15 protein-coding genes are annotated in these 15168 nt (G+C 44.1%); 6 read left to right on the forward strand and 9 right to left on the reverse strand.

The features are described 5' to 3' along the window. Positions 1-303: 303 nt before the first annotated feature. The 5 genes from mutM to radC all read right to left on the reverse strand — a co-directional run bounded on the left by mutM (position 304) and on the right by radC (position 3593). Entirely contained in the window at positions 304-1110 is an 807-nt protein-coding gene (gene mutM / locus ACQEXR_RS05120) for a bifunctional DNA-formamidopyrimidine glycosylase/DNA-(apurinic or apyrimidinic site) lyase (protein ID WP_427019877.1), read from the reverse strand. A gap of 84 nt (positions 1111-1194) precedes the next feature. Then, positions 1195-1683 (reverse strand): hypothetical protein, encoded by a 489-nt coding sequence (locus ACQEXR_RS05125; RefSeq protein ID WP_427019878.1) that lies wholly within the window; start codon positions 1681-1683, stop codon positions 1195-1197. A gap of 358 nt (positions 1684-2041) precedes the next feature. Further along, a complete protein-coding gene (gene rpmG / locus ACQEXR_RS05130; RefSeq protein ID WP_004410866.1) occupies positions 2042-2212 on the reverse strand; it encodes a 50S ribosomal protein L33 in 171 nt (56 codons plus the stop codon). Positions 2213-2225: 13 nt separating this feature from the next. Further along, the gene (gene rpmB / locus ACQEXR_RS05135; protein WP_004743834.1) at positions 2226-2462 is read right to left on the reverse strand and encodes a 50S ribosomal protein L28; all 237 of its coding nucleotides are present in this window, start codon (positions 2460-2462) and stop codon (positions 2226-2228) included. 462 nt (positions 2463-2924) lie between these two features. Next, positions 2925-3593 (reverse strand): RadC family protein, encoded by a 669-nt coding sequence (gene radC, locus ACQEXR_RS05140; RefSeq protein WP_138972944.1) that lies wholly within the window; start codon positions 3591-3593, stop codon positions 2925-2927. A gap of 233 nt (positions 3594-3826) precedes the next feature. On the opposite strand from radC, the gene coaBC reads away from it, so the two are divergent. The 4 genes from coaBC to lpxM all read left to right on the forward strand — a co-directional run bounded on the left by coaBC (position 3827) and on the right by lpxM (position 7681). Further along, positions 3827-5032 (forward strand): bifunctional phosphopantothenoylcysteine decarboxylase/phosphopantothenate--cysteine ligase CoaBC, encoded by a 1206-nt coding sequence (gene coaBC / locus ACQEXR_RS05145; protein ID WP_427019879.1) that lies wholly within the window; start codon positions 3827-3829, stop codon positions 5030-5032. 124 nt (positions 5033-5156) lie between these two features. Further along, positions 5157-5747 (forward strand): nucleoid occlusion factor SlmA, encoded by a 591-nt coding sequence (gene slmA / locus ACQEXR_RS05150; RefSeq protein ID WP_138972942.1) that lies wholly within the window; start codon positions 5157-5159, stop codon positions 5745-5747. A 5-nt stretch (positions 5748-5752) separates the two neighbouring features. After that, a complete protein-coding gene (locus tag ACQEXR_RS05155) occupies positions 5753-6703 on the forward strand; it encodes a Kdo(2)-lipid IV(A) acyltransferase (protein ID WP_427019880.1) in 951 nt (316 codons plus the stop codon). Positions 6704-6718: 15 nt separating this feature from the next. Continuing rightward, on the forward strand, positions 6719-7681 hold the full coding sequence (gene lpxM, locus ACQEXR_RS05160; protein WP_427019881.1) for a lauroyl-Kdo(2)-lipid IV(A) myristoyltransferase: 963 nt from the start codon (positions 6719-6721) through the stop codon (positions 7679-7681). Positions 7682-7924: 243 nt separating this feature from the next. Here lpxM and pyrE read toward each other — a convergent pair whose 3' ends face one another. Further along, the gene (gene pyrE / locus ACQEXR_RS05165; protein ID WP_138972939.1) at positions 7925-8566 is read right to left on the reverse strand and encodes an orotate phosphoribosyltransferase; all 642 of its coding nucleotides are present in this window, start codon (positions 8564-8566) and stop codon (positions 7925-7927) included. Between the two features lie 114 nt (positions 8567-8680). Next, positions 8681-9397, reverse strand: coding sequence for a ribonuclease PH (rph, locus tag ACQEXR_RS05170; protein WP_138972938.1), 717 nt, complete (start codon positions 9395-9397; stop codon positions 8681-8683). Positions 9398-9665: 268 nt separating this feature from the next. Between rph and ACQEXR_RS05175 the strand changes: the two genes are divergently transcribed. Both ACQEXR_RS05175 and ACQEXR_RS05180 read left to right on the forward strand, forming a co-directional pair. Further along, complete coding sequence (locus ACQEXR_RS05175) at positions 9666-10532, forward strand: YicC/YloC family endoribonuclease (RefSeq protein ID WP_427019882.1); 867 nt, start codon at positions 9666-9668, stop codon at positions 10530-10532. A gap of 236 nt (positions 10533-10768) precedes the next feature. Next, positions 10769-11986 (forward strand): tyrosine-type recombinase/integrase, encoded by a 1218-nt coding sequence (locus ACQEXR_RS05180; RefSeq protein WP_427019883.1) that lies wholly within the window; start codon positions 10769-10771, stop codon positions 11984-11986. A gap of 68 nt (positions 11987-12054) precedes the next feature. Here the strand turns inward: ACQEXR_RS05180 and ACQEXR_RS05185 are convergent, their stop codons facing one another. Continuing rightward, complete coding sequence (locus tag ACQEXR_RS05185) at positions 12055-13935, reverse strand: ATP-binding protein (RefSeq protein WP_206630362.1); 1881 nt, start codon at positions 13933-13935, stop codon at positions 12055-12057. A 20-nt stretch (positions 13936-13955) separates the two neighbouring features. Next, entirely contained in the window at positions 13956-15095 is a 1140-nt protein-coding gene (locus ACQEXR_RS05190) for a DNA cytosine methyltransferase (RefSeq protein WP_206630363.1), read from the reverse strand. Positions 15096-15168 lie beyond the last annotated feature (73 nt).

Below are 15168 nucleotides of genomic sequence, written 5' to 3' on the forward strand. Positions count from 1 at the left end.
TGACGAGTGACGAGTGACGAGTGACGAGTGACGAGTGACGAGTGACGAGTGACGAGTGACGAGTGACGAGTGACGAGTGACGAGCAAATCTTGGAAGGTTGACGTGAAAGCGTCAACCTTTTTTTCTGTATTTTAGACGTAAGTTCCCAACCAAAAGCTCTGGTTCAGATACCTACCCAGCAGCTATAACGCGCACCTCTCGAAGGACGGAGTCCGGTCTCGATTCTCGGAGCGAAGCGTTCTAGCATCTCGCAGGGCGAAGCCCGAACTCGGAGCGAAGCGTTCTAACGTCTCGCTCTCCCTCTATTTCTGACATTCGGCACAAAAAAACGTATTACGTTGGCCGATTTTAAGCTCTTCAAGTGGTTCTCCACAGCTTGGGCATGGCTCTCCAGCTTTACCGTAAACCTGAAGCTCCTGAGCAAAATATCCGGGCTTACCATCCGCTTGAGCAAAATCCTTCAGCGTCGTACCGCCTTGCTTAATGGCGGTAGCCAGTACCTGTTTAATCTCGTCGACAAGTAAAACCCACTCTTTGCAAGTCAGCGTTCCTGCAGGTCGGGTTGGGTGGATTCGTGCACTAAACAGAGACTCATTGGCGTAGATATTACCCACACCGACAACCACTTTGTTATCCATAATAAATTGCTTCACCGCGACTCGCTTACCTTTGGCTTTTTCAGCAATATATTCACAACTAAAATCATCAGTAAGTGGCTCTGGCCCCATCGTACCTAATGCAGTATGAGTCCCATCTTCGGTCCATAGCCAGGCCCCAAAACGTCGTGGATCATTATAACGCAGTACCTTGCCGTTAGTCAGTTTGAGATCAACGTGATCGTGTTTTGCTGGAGCGATCTCTGCGTCCAAAACTCGTAAAGAACCCGACATACCTAGGTGGACTATCGCGCTACCAATATCGGTCTCAATTAGTAAGTATTTGGCTCGGCGAGAGATATTCCGAATCACCTGCCCTTCCATTTGCTTAAGCTCTGTTGGAATGTCCCAACGCAGCTTAGGTGTACGAAAAGTAATTTTGGCAACCGTCTCACCGATTAAGTGAGGGGATATCCCCATTCGGCTCACTTCAACTTCAGGTAATTCAGGCATGTATAGGTCCTAGTTTCGAGTTTCGAGTTTCGAGTTTCGAGTTTCTTTAGATTGTTGCTCGGGGAACACAGCAAATCAAAGTGATTAAAGCTCGTTCGGAACAAGATACTCACTTTGCACCGAAATCGCGATCCACTTATCCTGCCAGTTTTTTAATAGCCAAAATTGAGGCGTTTGATAATAAGTGATCCTTTGCGGCTCTTCCTGATCCAAATACCAAGCTTCAATGGATTTCGGGGAGGTCAACTGAGGCTTCAAGCTATCAAAGTTCTCTTGTGTCACTTCAGTTCCTACCAAGCTCTGCCAACGCTGCGCAAGTTCTTGTTCAGCAATGGAGGTGGGGATCGTACTGCGCCAACGACCTTGGTTCTTTTCCAGCGACCAGTTTGAGAAATGTAATGCTTGCAACTCAGCATTGGGATTGAACAAATATGGGTGCTGGCTTTCCATCACCGGCTCATCAATCAAATAGGTTTTGATCAATGTCGGCAAATTCAGCAGGCCGATAAACGCAATAATGCCCAAGATAAGGATGTTGTTCCAACGCCTGCGGCGTTTTGGAGAGACTCGCATGATTCAATTCTTCACGGCTATTAACTTACTAAAAAATAGCAGAAAAAGAGACGAGAGACGAGAGACGAGAGACGAGAGACGAGAGACGAGAGACGAGAGACGAGAGACGAGAGACGAGAGACGAGCTTATTATCTCTTCGTAGGGACAAGTCCTATCAACACCTTAGAATTAAAGGTTCTTTCACCGTTCTACCAGCCCCAACCTCTCGGAGGACGAAGTCCGTTCTAGAATCTCGCAGGGCGGAGCCCGTTCTCGAAGCGCAGCGTTCTCGAACTTCACGCAATAAAAAACCCAACCATATTTCTATGATTGGGTTTCTAATTCACGCTTCCCGAAGGAAGTTCAAAGAATAATCAATTACTTGATTTTAGCTTCTTTGTACATAACGTGCTGGCGAACTACAGGATCAAATTTTTTGATCTCGAATTTGCCTGGCATGTTACGTTTGTTCTTATCAGTCGTGTAGAAGTGACCAGTACCTGCAGAAGATACTAGACGGATTTTCTCACGTACGCCTTTCTTTGCCATTGTCTATTTCCTCTTAAACGTTTACGCCGTTTGCACGGATATCAACAAGAACAGCATCGATGCCTTTCTTGTCGATGATACGCATACCTTTAGCAGATAGACGTAGTTTAACAAAACGTTTTTCGCTCTCTACCCAGAAACGATGAGTTTGTAGGTTCGGCAGAAAACGACGCTTAGTAGCATTGCGTGCGTGTGAACGGTTGTTACCCGTTACTGGACGCTTACCAGTTACTTGGCATACTCGTGACATGAATGTCTTCTCCAAAATCGTTTCAGCTCGATATCAACCTTGGTGGCCGAACCTCTCAGTTTCTAAAGTTAGAAGTTTGAGGTCTTATACCGCTATGGAAACCCATACAAGGCTATCAAAGGTCGCGCATTATACTAACTTGCGTAGCATTGCTCAAGACCCGAACAGATCCTTTTTACAGGTTTTCCTGATCTTTTTTAGGCAGAGCTGATTTATGTGCTAAAAAATGTCGGGCGATTGTAGCAGAAATCGACGTTCCCACAACCAAAACTTAAACAAAATCACAGAAAATAGCCGTTTCGAGGTTCTGGAAGCTCGCTCCTAGAAAGATTTCAGCTACTTAACAGTTGCAGATTTGCTGCTAATCAACCCCGAAATCGTCTTATCTACTTCTCTAATCGATCCACTAGCCTCTCTCGAAACTCGAAACTCGAAACTCGAAACTCGAAACTCGAAACTAAATTATATCCACCCTCGTTCCGCGAAAGACACTATCTCACCGTCTCCGATAACAAAATGGTCAAGCACTCGAATGTCCACCAGCGCCAGCGCATCACTGATTCGGCAGGTGATTCTTCTATCGCTTTGGCTAGGCTCTGCAATGCCTGATGGGTGATTGTGCGCGAGAATAAGTGCCGCTGAATTAAGTTCCAATGCGCGTTTTACCACCTCTCTCGGATAAACTGATGCGCTATCGATCGTACCTTGAAATAATGACTCACCATGTATCACTCGATGCTGATTGTCTAAAAATAGTACGTAGAATTCTTCTCTCTGCTTATCTCTTAGTAGACCAGATAAGTAAAGTTTCGTCTGCTGTGGACTGGTTAAAGCATCGCCTCGCTGCAAGGACTCAGACAAATAACGTTGAGTCATTTCCAACACGGCTTGCAGTTGAACATATTTGGCAACTCCTAAGCCTTTATAGTGACAAAACTGCTTCAGTTCCGCAGAAAAAAGCCGACGTAATGAACCAAACTCGCCGATCAAGTGATCAGATAACGCCAGCACATTCATTCCTTGCGTACCCGTTCGAAGAAAAATCGCTAATAACTCAGCATCGGTCAGTGCTTGTGGTCCGTGTGACAATAGCTTCTCACGTGGCATCGACGATTTCGGTATGGATTTCATTGTGTTCTCATCATAGTTATCAACCAAGCTAGGCTAGTATCACTCAAAAGGCACTCTGAGCACGAAATGAAATACTCTAACCGCGACACTTCAGACATTCTTGAGCAACACCCTAGTCAATTAAGTAGGAGATGTTTTGCTCCACTTCCAAATTCAATAACTCAGATAGCGACTCTAGGCACGCAATTATTAGCCGTGTTATCTTACGGGCAGAAATTTTAAGGAAGATCATCATGCAAACACTCGCAGGTAAAAAGATCCTTTTAGGTATTAGTGGTGGCATTGCTGCTTATAAATGTGCCGAACTTACACGTCGATTGATTGAGCGTGGTGCACAAGTTCAGGTTGTTATGACAAATGCAGCCAAAGAGTTCATTACCCCACTTACTATGCAGGCAGTCTCCGGCAGACCGGTATCAGATAGCCTGTTAGACCCAGCTGCTGAAGCGTCAATGGGTCACATAGAGCTTGCTAAATGGGCAGACTTAGTTCTACTGGCTCCAGCAACCGCAGATTTAATTGCTCGCATGAGTGCGGGTATGGGTAACGACCTGTTAACGACTTTGGTGTTAGCGACAGACTCTCCGATCGCGGTTTCACCGGCAATGAACCAACAGATGTACCGAAATATCGCCACTCAAGAGAACATTGCAACGCTAGAACGTCGTGGCATGCACATCTGGGGCCCGGCAGCGGGTGAACAAGCTTGTGGAGATGTCGGCCCTGGCCGCATGCTTGAACCAATGCAACTCGTCGGACTCTGTGAGCAATTCTTCGCTGAAAAACCATTAAAGGGTCAATCAGTGGTTATCACCGCAGGCCCAACACGTGAAGCAATCGACCCCGTTCGCTATATTTCCAATCACAGCTCAGGAAAAATGGGCTTTGCTCTAGCACAAGCGGCACACGCGCTGGGTGCAAAGGTCACCCTAATTGCAGGCCCTGTTTCACTGGCAACCCCTACAGGTGTTGAACGTATTGACGTCGATAGCGCGCAAAGCATGTATGACGCAGCCATGCAGCATGCAACAACAAACGATGTATTTATTGGCTGCGCTGCCGTAGCAGATTACCGACCAGCAACCATCGCAGAACAAAAAATAAAGAAAACCGATGATAGCGATCAAATGACCATTAATATGATCAAAAACCCGGACATCATCGCCTCCGTTGCCGCTCTGACTGAAAATAGACCCTTTACTGTTGGCTTCGCTGCTGAGACTCAAGATGTTGAAAGCTATGCTCGAGGGAAATTGGTCAAAAAGAATTTAGACCTCATTTGTGCCAATGATGTCTCAGTTGAAGGTCAAGGCTTTAATAGCAACAACAATGCAATCACCGTATACTGGAAAGATGGTAAGCAGTCACTTACTCTTGCATCAAAACAACAGATAGCACATCAAATAATGATGACAATCGCGGAGAAACTCGACGCTTAAAGCGCATTCATCTCTAGAGATGGAAATACCGCAGAACAAGGACATGTCATAGGTTGTCAGGTTTGAGCACGAAGAGGTTCAAACCCTTTTTTATTCAGAATGGTAACAAAATAAGGAAAGCTTCATGGCCGGAACAAGAAAAACCAACCGCCGAGATGAAATTTTGCAAGCATTAGCCGAAATGCTGGAGTCAAATGAAGGTGCTTCACGCATTACAACCGCAAAACTCGCTAAACAAGTTGGCGTTTCAGAAGCTGCGCTATATCGTCACTTTCCAAGTAAAGCGCGAATGTTTGAAGGCTTAATCGAGTTTATCGAAGAGTCTTTAATGTCACGCATTAACCGAATTCTCGATGAAGAGAAAGACACTCTGACGCGAATTCGCCTAGTATTACAATTAATCTTGGCCTTTGCTGAGCGCAACCCAGGTCTGAGCCGAATTTTATCAGGCCACGCTCTGATGTTTGAAAATGAGCGCCTGCGTGATCGAATCAACCAGCTGTTTGAACGCATCGAAACCTCACTTCGTCAAATTCTGCGTGAGCGCATGCTGCGCGAAGGAAAAGCCTTTCCAGTGGATGAGAAAGTATTGGCGGCCCAGCTATTGGGACAAGTTGAGGGAAGCTTGAACCGATTTGTTCGCAGTGACTTTAAATATCAGCCAACCGCTAATTTTGAGGAATACTGGGCGCTACTGAGCGCACAAATAAAGTAATAATTATGAGTAACAGAACCACCGTCGAAAAACCTAAGTTTTCTATTGCCTTAATGCACCCTAAATACTGGGGGGTTTGGTTTGGCTTTGGATTACTGGCCCTAATCGTTAATATCCTCCCATATTCTGTGCTATTTCGCATAGGACGTGGTATTGGACAACTTGGCATGCGAGTCGGTAAGTCACGTGTTCATATCGCTAAACGTAATCTGGAACTCTCTTTCCCTGACCTATCAGAGTCAGAGATCGACAACATGGTGACAGAGAACTTTAAGAACACGGGTATGGCGCTGATTGAAACGGGTATCACTTGGTTCTGGCCTACGTGGCGCTTTAAACGCATACTTGTTGCTAAAGATATCGAAGAGCTAAAACGACTCGATAAAGAAGGCAAAGGGGCTCTACTTTGCTGTGTTCATGCTCTCAACCTTGAAATTACCGCACGCGCTTTTGGTGTACTTGGTCTACAAGGTTATGGGGTTTACCGTCCACACAGTAATCCAGCCTATGAATTTATTCAGTACCGTGGTCGCAGCCACAATGGTAACCAATTGGTATACCGTCGTGATATCAAACAGATGATTCGAGTACTGCGCGATGGGCACCGATTGTTCTATTTACCAGACCAAGACTATGGTCATAACAAATCGGTATTTGTTCCTTTCTTTGCTGTAGAAGAGGCGTGCACAACCACAGGAACGAGCATTCTGGCTTACACAAGTAAATGTGCCATCGTGCCAGGTTCAGGTTTCCGCAATGCTGACGGTAAATACGAGATCATCGCTGATCGTGATATTTCGGCTGATTACCCGAAAAAAAATGAAGTTGCCGCCGCAGCCTACATGAATAAATTTGTTGAAGAGATTATTATGCGCGCACCAGAACAGTGGATGTGGTTACACAAACGATTTAAGTCGTTACCCGATCATACCCTGACTAACTCACGTTATAAATAATAAAGGCGTCGCTGAATGAGCACCAACGAAAAAAACAGCATTGATAAACATCTACATAACCCGACTTTTGAGTGGTCTTTTCTCCACCCAAAACATTGGGGGACTTGGCTGGGTATCTTCTTCGCCGCACTGTTTGCTTTTATGCCATACCGCTGGCGAGACAGCCTAGCACGCAAACTCTCTGTATTTGCTGTACGAAAAAATGGCCGAGTGGTTCGTCGTGCGAGAGTAAATTTAGAATACTGCTTCCCTGAGAAATCAGCGCAAGAGCGCCAAGCGATCCTTGAAGAGACTTTTGTAAAAGCCGCTCAGTATCTATTGGGCTACTCAGAGTTTTTGGTTCGTTCAACCAAACATAACCAAGACCGCGGTGTGATGATAGGTGAAGAGAATATCCTACCTCTGCTGGACGCCGGTGAGAATGTCATTATCCTTGCACCACATGCCTGGGCTGTTGACTACCCTGCGGTGATGCTTGCTGCAAAAGGCTACAAAGTGACAACGATTATGAAGCCGCAGCGTAACCCAATTGGCGATTGGCTAATGCAGGTACAGCGCATGCAGTATGGTGGTCGAATTTTTGCCCGTGAAGCTGGGGTTAAACCATTTGTTCGTTCAATAAAGGATGGATATTTGGGTTACTGGCTACCCGATGAAGATTTTGGTCCTGCCAACTCAGTATTTGTCCCTTTCTTTGGTACTGAAAAAGCGACACTTAAGGGATTTGGCAAAATGGCTCGCCTGTCAAAAGCCAAAGTCGTTCCTATTCTGCCTGCTTACAACGATAAAACAGGTAAATACGAAGTCCATATCCTACCCGCTCTCGAAAACTTCCCGACTGGTGATGAAGAAACGGATGCGCGCGCTATGAATCAAGCGATTGAAGATCTGGTTCGCCCTCGTCCTGAGCAATATATGTGGAACTTATCGTTACTGAAAACACGCCGAGATGGTGTGGGTATTTACGATAATTCGTAAAGGCGGTTGCGAGTTAAAATATTTAAGGGTTGACGCACAAACGTCAACCCTTTTTGTTTAGCTACGCTATGGAGGTGAGAGCTGGATTATTATCTCTTCGAGGGAACAAGTCCTGTCAACACCTTTGCACTAAAGTTTCTTTCACCGTTCTACCAGCTCAAACCTCTCGGTGGACGAAGTCAGTTCTAGAATCTCGCAGGGCGTAGCCCGATCTCGGAGCGCAGCGTTCTCGAAACTCAGTCTCTAAATCCCGTACTCAGCTCGGTACGCTTTCACTGCTTCAAGGTGCTCTGCATCAGTACCTTTCTCTTCTAGAAATGTCACTAAGTCCGTTAGACTAACGATAGAGATAATTGCACAACCAAAGTCACGCTCCACTTCCTGAATCGCAGAAAGCTCACCCTTACCTTTTTCTTGACGGTCAATAGCCACAAGAACACCCGCAAGGTCTGCACCATTTGCCTGAATGATCTCCATCGACTCACGAATTGCAGTACCAGCGGTAATGACATCGTCAACTAACATGATACGGCCTTCTAGTGCACTACCCACTAGGTTGCCACCTTCACCGTGATCTTTTGCTTCTTTACGGTTGAAGCAGTAAGGCGTATCTAGATCGTGGTGATCCGCTAGCGCAACTGCTGTCGTTGTCGCAATCGGGATACCTTTGTACGCTGGGCCAAATAGTACATCGAACTCAATGCCAGAATCCGCTAGCGCTGCTGCATAGAAACGACCCAGACGCGCTAAGTCACGACCAGTATTGAAAAGACCAGCGTTAAAGAAGTAAGGGCTCTTACGACCGGACTTCAGAGTAAACTCACCAAACTTCAGTACTTCCTTTTCTAATGCAAACTCAATAAATTCACGCTGGTATGCTTTCATTACTTTCTCTCTAAATAAAAGGTCTAGTTTTCTAGACGGTTTATAAACAGGTCAAAACTTAGCCTTAACTAAATCTTGATAAAAAAATAGCCCCCGTGATGGGAGCTATCTAAATCAATTTTCTAACGCCGCCTTCTGCGCCGCTACGATCTCGGTAATACCTTTGGTTGCCGACTCGAGCAATTTCATCAGCTCTGCATGAGTGAACGGTTCGCCCTCTGCAGTGCCTTGAACTTCGATCATGCGACCATCTTCGGTCATCACTACATTCATATCTGTGTCTGCTGCTGAATCTTCTGTGTACTCTAGGTCACAAAGGATATCCTCACCTAAGATGCCAACAGAAACCGCCGCTACGTGGCCTTTCATTGGATTCGCTTTGAGCTTGCCCTTCTCAACTAAGTGTTGGAATGCATCCGCCATCGCTACGCTCGCACCAGAGATAGACGCAGTACGGGTACCGCCATCAGCCTGAATAACGTCACAGTCAACCGTTACCATGATTTCACCCATCGCCTCTAGATCAACAACGGCACGCAAGCTACGTGCAATCAGACGTTGGATTTCCATCGTACGACCACCTTGCTTGCCACTTGTGGCTTCACGACGCATGCGTGAGTGTGTTGAGCGTGGCAACATGCCGTATTCAGCCGTTACCCAGCCTTTACCCTGACCTTTTAGCCAGCGTGGAACGTTCTCTTCAACGGTCGCATTACAAAGTACTTTTGTATTGCCGAATTCAACCAATACAGAACCTTCTGCATAAGCTGTGTAGTTACGAGTAATTTTGATTGGGCGAACTTGATCCGCCTTGCGATCGTTTGGACGCATGGGCATCTACCTTATATGAAGGGGGAGACGTTTTAGGTTGGGGTAGGATGATAGCATACCGAGTGGCGAGTGGCGAGTGGCGAGTGGCGAGTGGCGAGAAGGATAACACCACTTTCACTTGCGTCACCCTGAAGGAAGCACAATCGCAATTCAGAATCTAACTTCCGCACAAGCTGCTTTAGATTCCAAATAGCTCGAAGCTCGAAGCTCGGAACTGTGTTACTATTGCCTCGCGTTATTTTCAAAGATGATTAAACAGGAAAATTCGATGATCTATAGTATGACAGCCTACGCACGCCAAGAAGTGAAAGGCGATTGGGGTACAGCCGTATGGGAAATCCGCAGTGTTAACCAACGCTACTTGGAAACCTACTTCCGCCTGCCAGAACAGTTCCGTGGCTTAGAACCAGTACTGCGTGAACGCTTCCGTAAGTGCTTGGCGCGCGGCAAAGTAGAGTGTGCTTTACGCTTTGAAGCAAACCCTTCAGCAAAAGGCGAACTGAGCATCAATGAAAGCTTGGCAAAGCAAGTAATCGATGCCGCTAACCAAGTGATGAAAATGACCGGTGAAGAGAGCCGCCTTAACCCTTTCCAGATTATGAGCTGGCCAGGTGTGATGGAAACATCTGAACAAGATATGGACGCGGTAAACAAAGACCTACTCGCTGGATTTGATCGGGCTGTAGACGAGTTTATCGAGGCTCGTGGTCGCGAAGGCGAAAACATGAAAGACCTAATTGTTCAGCGCTTAGATGCTATCACAGAAGAAGTGGTCAAAGTACGCGCTCGCATGCCTGAAATTTTAGAATGGCAACGTGAGCGTCTGTTCTCTAAGTTTGAAGAAGCAAAAATTGAGCTAGATTCATCACGCGTAGAGCAAGAGCTGATCTTACTGGCGCAAAAATCTGACGTGGCAGAAGAACTTGACCGCCTCGATTCACACGTCAAAGAAGCGACTAATATCCTCAAAAAAGGCGGCGCTTGTGGCCGTCGTTTAGACTTTATGATGCAAGAGTTTAACCGTGAGTCGAACACATTAGCCTCTAAATCTATCAGCACCGATATCACCGCATCAGGCGTAGAACTTAAAGTGCTTATCGAACAGATGCGCGAGCAGATCCAAAATATAGAATAGATTCCCCTCTACTCCATACACTTCCACAAAGCCCTTATTTATAAGGGCTTTTCTGTTTCTATCATCCATATACATCCATAAAATTCATCAACAGCCATGAACAAATGGGGAGTATCTTGGGTAGCACTTTGCTATTCACTCCCCACCGTAGTATAAATATCACAACATACTCCCCACTTCTGGAGTGGTGATGTAGTCATAACTTCGATTAGAGATATAAATTCAAGGAGATAGAGATGGGTAATCTCACCGTCAACCAAGTTAAGGCGATAGTAAAAGACCAAAAAACAGGTCGGCATGCCGATGGTGATGGTTTCTATCTAATGATTCCTAGAATAGGTCGACCATACTGGATGCTAAGGTACACCCTTTTTAAGAAAAGAAAGGAGGTGACTATTGGCAAGGTCGATGAACTTTCTCTTGCAGATGCAAGGTTGAAAGCATCTGAGCTTCGAAAGCAAATAAGCGAAGGGATTAACCCAATTGCAGAAAGAAAACGGAGTAAGCAAGCCGATATACAAATCATCGATGACCTCTTCGAAGACTGGTACAAGGAGCTATCCAAAAGGCTCAAGCATCCCAATATACCTAAGCGTATCTATCAAAAAGAGATCTCTCCGCAAATTGGTCAATACACGTTGAAACGTGTCACACCTTTAGATATCCGTAACATCATCCAAATAGTCGCTGACAGTGGCCGTCCAACCACAGCTAACGACACGCTAATGTATTGTAAGCAGCTTTTTAAACACGGTATGAAGATTGGTGTTATTGAGTCTAACCCTGCACTAGCATTTTCTAACTATGATGCTGGTGGCATTGAAGAAAGTCGAGATCGGGTCTTAGAACTGGAAGAGATTAAACATGTTTTTTCCGTCTTCAATCAAAACATTTATAGCTTCAATAGAGACAATTACCTAGCTTGTGCTCTGCTTCTTTGTCTTGGCGTTCGCAAATCAGAGCTAACAGAAGCAAGATGGGCAGAGTTCGATCTTGATAATGCTTTATGGCACCTGCCAGCGGAGCGAAGCAAATCTGGCACAGGTTTCACGATTCCGCTTCCGGAGCTGTGCATAGAGTGGTTTAAAGAACTGCATATGCGAGCTTGTCGTTCGGAGTACGTCTTCCCAAACAGAAGGGAAAGCAAAGTACCTCACATGGGCAAAGACACACTGAACAGAGCTATTTCAAAGCTATTTGGTCGTGAGCCCGGTCGTAAGGTACAACCACCAAATAAAATGGGCGATATCAAACACTTTGCGGTTCACGATCTACGCCGCACCTGCCGTAGCCTACTCGCTTCGGTAAAAGTTCCTAGTCATATCGCGGAGCGCTGTCTAAATCACAAGTTGAAAGGTGTTGAAGGTATCTATGATCGATATGATTATTTGGAAGAGCGTAAAGAAGCGCTAGAAAAAGTCACTGAGCTAGTTAAGAATCACATAGTCATTTAGACATAAGCAAAAAAAAGAAAAGAGGATGCAACTAGCATCCTCTATAACTCAATTTGTATGTAAGAAAATCAGGCACCATTTAAGTTTGGCTTACCATCAGCTAAAAATTCTAACAACTCTATTGTCGCATCACGCATACTAAACAAGTCATTCGCATTACCCAAAACACGATTCCCATGAACTAATCCATTGAGAACCTGAACCTCTTGTTTAAACCTTTTAGCACATAGAGATAAGCGCTTTTTCATATCAGAAGGGTACAGACTATCGTTATCAACTATCCACCCTGCGCACATAGAAAGATCCAATGTACGTTTTTTGACATAATCGCTATCGTGATTCTTTTTGCGCCCCTCACCCTTTGTATAGTAATGCTCTTTGATTTGATCATGTAGTGAATGTTTTTTCGCAAAAGCTTTAAACGCAGCTTCAAAAAGTGAGCGATAAAGTAAACTAGCAGAGTTTGGTACTTCCGAGATCACAATTGTCGTGGCTTCAAGAGCTAAATGATCAAAAATCGCATCTCCACTCATTGGAAAGTAATCTGGAAGTATGGTTTTCCAAGACTTAGAATGCTTATTTGAATTGTTTCTCGCTGCTTTGGCACTATTTTTAGCAGTACTTAATGTAGGAGACTTAGTTTCTTTTGGAGTAAGTAGGGCTGTACTTGAGGTATTATTAGGATTATTTTTATGTGTTGTTAAAGTTGAAGCAGATACATTCGATCTATCTAACTTTTTGACACCGGTTTTAGCAGCAAAAATTTGCTTACGTTGTTCTTCTGGCAACAATTTTGTTTCTTTATTCGTCCATATATTTATCAACTTTTTAGCTTTCGAACGATACTCTTTAGCTAAAGGCTCGACGTTTTCCCTAATCTTGATAAAAAGAGGACTAAATAGCTTAACATCAGTTTTAGCCGTATTCCAAGGAAGATCCTTAGGGCTAGCACCGGTTACATGAGCTAAACATACAAAGCCGCCATATTCGGAGTGCCAGTTAGCGGTAAAACCATGCTTTTTCTCTCTGCTGGCTTCAACAATAACCCGATCATTAAATATGTAATATACACCGTATTGATCGGTTAGCTCTTCATTACATTTCGGCGTATGTCCATACTCTCCTGGAAAAAGATAATTTGCATGGATGCCTGTTTCAAAATCACATGAAACACCTCCAAACTCAAATTTTTGTCTCAGTGGAGCTATCAGTTCATTCCTCAACTGAGGCACTCTGGGATTAATAAAATATGTATCGGTTAAAGAATCTAAAGAACAAACAACTTTAACTTTTAGTCCCTTGCTAATAAAAATCGAATAACGGACTTCTAAGCTCTTAACTAAGGAGTTAATCCAATCGGCATTATGTATTTGTGATATTGTTTCTTCGTATAAAGAGGAAACAACAAAGACTGTGCGAAGTCTATTTGTTGATGGTGAACGCTCAGCCAACAACTGTACATCTCCATCAGAAGCAAAAGCTGCCATGTTAAAACGAGACTTATACTGATAATCCCCATTATCAGTTATCATCCCATAACGACTACCGGCTTTTAATAATGCTCGTTTTAGCCCAAGTCCATAATATCCAATACCATACTTATGATCAGAACGTCGTCCTGTGTAAAATGTGTTTTCTTCAAGAGTCTGAGTCCCGACTCCGGTGCAATTATCCTCGATTAAGATGCTTTCTCGAGAAAACCTCAATTTAATTTCATAGCCAGAATAGTTACTTGGCAAACCACGAGAATCTGTTTCATGGGATCCAGTAAGAATTTGATCTCGCGCAGCATCAATGGAATTATCTATCAAGTCAAACAATGCATCAGTAAGTTCAATATCAGTAGTCAACGTGTCAGCTAAAAATCTAGGATCAATTCCCGTTTTTAACCGCACAACCTCACGATGCTCTTTATCGCTTAACGATTTTACTGAAGTATTTTGTTCCATCTAGCCAATCCTAAAATTTATTAAACTGCTTTTGCTATATTCTGCGTACTAATTATCCGACTCTTTATCAAACCAAGTATTCTTTGAGAAACAAGCGGAGAAACACTATTACCAATCATCCTAAAACTATGCCACTTGGTAGCATGAAAGGTGAACCAGTCAGGGAAACCTTGAAGTCTAGCGGCTTCACGCACTGTTATAACTCTTCCCGAATTAGGATGAATAGGACGAACAGCTTGATGACTTCCTTTATCAGTTCCAGTACCAGCGCGAAGAGTTGGGCAAAAACCCTTGAGTTCTAGTTTTTTTGCTTTACTGGTTTTATCTATTTGTCCTTGTTTTAGGTGCGTATACCTCTCTCGTACTGAAGTCGTATGTTTAGTGTCAAAGTTTCCGGAAACTAATCCTTGAAATAACTTTTTATTCATTTCAGGGTCTCCTAACCCTTTAGGTGGAAAACTTCTCATCAACTTTGCATACTCCGACAAGTCCCTATCAGTTCTATATGTAGTCCAACCAAAATCTGTTTTATCTTTTGTTTGAGGTATAGGCTCGTTGATATCTAAAATAGCCTCTCCAACCGTAGTCCTTTTAGAGTTTACCGGAATTAACTCCGTTTCATGAATCTCAGAAACAAACTCCGGCATATAACCAACAACAATTACTCTCTTTCGACTCGTAGGCGCCCCATAATCTAACGCATTCACGACTACCGGTTGAAGAACCTTGTACTGGGGATCTATTATTTCGAGTGCAGCATCAAGTTCATATTTATTCTTATCATCAAGCAATCCTTCTACATTCTCCATGACAAAGAACTTAGGCTTAATGATGTTGATCGTTCGAAAAAAATGAGCAAGTAATGTTCTGCGTGGGTCATTTTTGTCTGAGTGCCCCATCCTGCTATAACCTTGACAAGGAGGGCCACCGATTACACCATCAATTTGCTGTCTATTTAGAATCAGTCCCCAAGACTCCGAGTCCATTTGAGCGATATCACTCAAAAGAGTTCTAGTTTCAGGAAAGTTTCTCGAATAGGCCGATTGCAAATTAGCCTCAATATCAACTGCTACAACAGATTTAAAACCAGCTAACTCAGCCCCCAGACCAAAACCACCACATCCACTAAACAAGTCGACTATTTTCAGCTCATTATTCATTTTTAAATATTCTCTACATCATATCTCTAATGGCATTTTACTGAATATAGCCTTCATGTCGACCGTCCCTTGC

Origin of the sequence: Vibrio sp. TRT 2004 (assembly GCF_050113735.1) — a bacterium.
In the GTDB taxonomy this organism is placed as follows: Bacteria; Pseudomonadota; Gammaproteobacteria; order Enterobacterales; family Vibrionaceae; genus Vibrio.

Excerpts from the sequence above, each read along its gene's own strand:
- ACQEXR_RS05125 (WP_427019878.1), bottom strand. The coding sequence starts at position 1,683 with ATGCGAGTCTCTCCAAAACGCCGCAGGCGTTGGAACAACATCCTTATC.
- coaBC (WP_427019879.1), top strand. The coding sequence starts at position 3,827 with ATGCAAACACTCGCAGGTAAAAAGATCCTTTTAGGTATTAGTGGTGGC.
- mutM (WP_427019877.1), bottom strand. The coding sequence starts at position 1,110 with ATGCCTGAATTACCTGAAGTTGAAGTGAGCCGAATGGGGATATCCCCT.
- rpmB (WP_004743834.1), bottom strand. The coding sequence starts at position 2,462 with ATGTCACGAGTATGCCAAGTAACTGGTAAGCGTCCAGTAACGGGTAAC.
- radC (WP_138972944.1), bottom strand. The coding sequence starts at position 3,593 with ATGAAATCCATACCGAAATCGTCGATGCCACGTGAGAAGCTATTGTCA.
- ACQEXR_RS05155 (WP_427019880.1), top strand. The coding sequence starts at position 5,753 with ATGAGTAACAGAACCACCGTCGAAAAACCTAAGTTTTCTATTGCCTTA.
- ACQEXR_RS05185 (WP_206630362.1), bottom strand. The coding sequence starts at position 13,935 with ATGGAACAAAATACTTCAGTAAAATCGTTAAGCGATAAAGAGCATCGT.
- rph (WP_138972938.1), bottom strand. The coding sequence starts at position 9,397 with ATGCGTCCAAACGATCGCAAGGCGGATCAAGTTCGCCCAATCAAAATT.
- lpxM (WP_427019881.1), top strand. The coding sequence starts at position 6,719 with ATGAGCACCAACGAAAAAAACAGCATTGATAAACATCTACATAACCCG.
- pyrE (WP_138972939.1), bottom strand. The coding sequence starts at position 8,566 with ATGAAAGCATACCAGCGTGAATTTATTGAGTTTGCATTAGAAAAGGAA.
- rpmG (WP_004410866.1), bottom strand. The coding sequence starts at position 2,212 with ATGGCAAAGAAAGGCGTACGTGAGAAAATCCGTCTAGTATCTTCTGCA.
- ACQEXR_RS05180 (WP_427019883.1), top strand. The coding sequence starts at position 10,769 with ATGGGTAATCTCACCGTCAACCAAGTTAAGGCGATAGTAAAAGACCAA.
- slmA (WP_138972942.1), top strand. The coding sequence starts at position 5,157 with ATGGCCGGAACAAGAAAAACCAACCGCCGAGATGAAATTTTGCAAGCA.
- ACQEXR_RS05175 (WP_427019882.1), top strand. The coding sequence starts at position 9,666 with ATGATCTATAGTATGACAGCCTACGCACGCCAAGAAGTGAAAGGCGAT.
- ACQEXR_RS05190 (WP_206630363.1), bottom strand. The coding sequence starts at position 15,095 with ATGAATAATGAGCTGAAAATAGTCGACTTGTTTAGTGGATGTGGTGGT.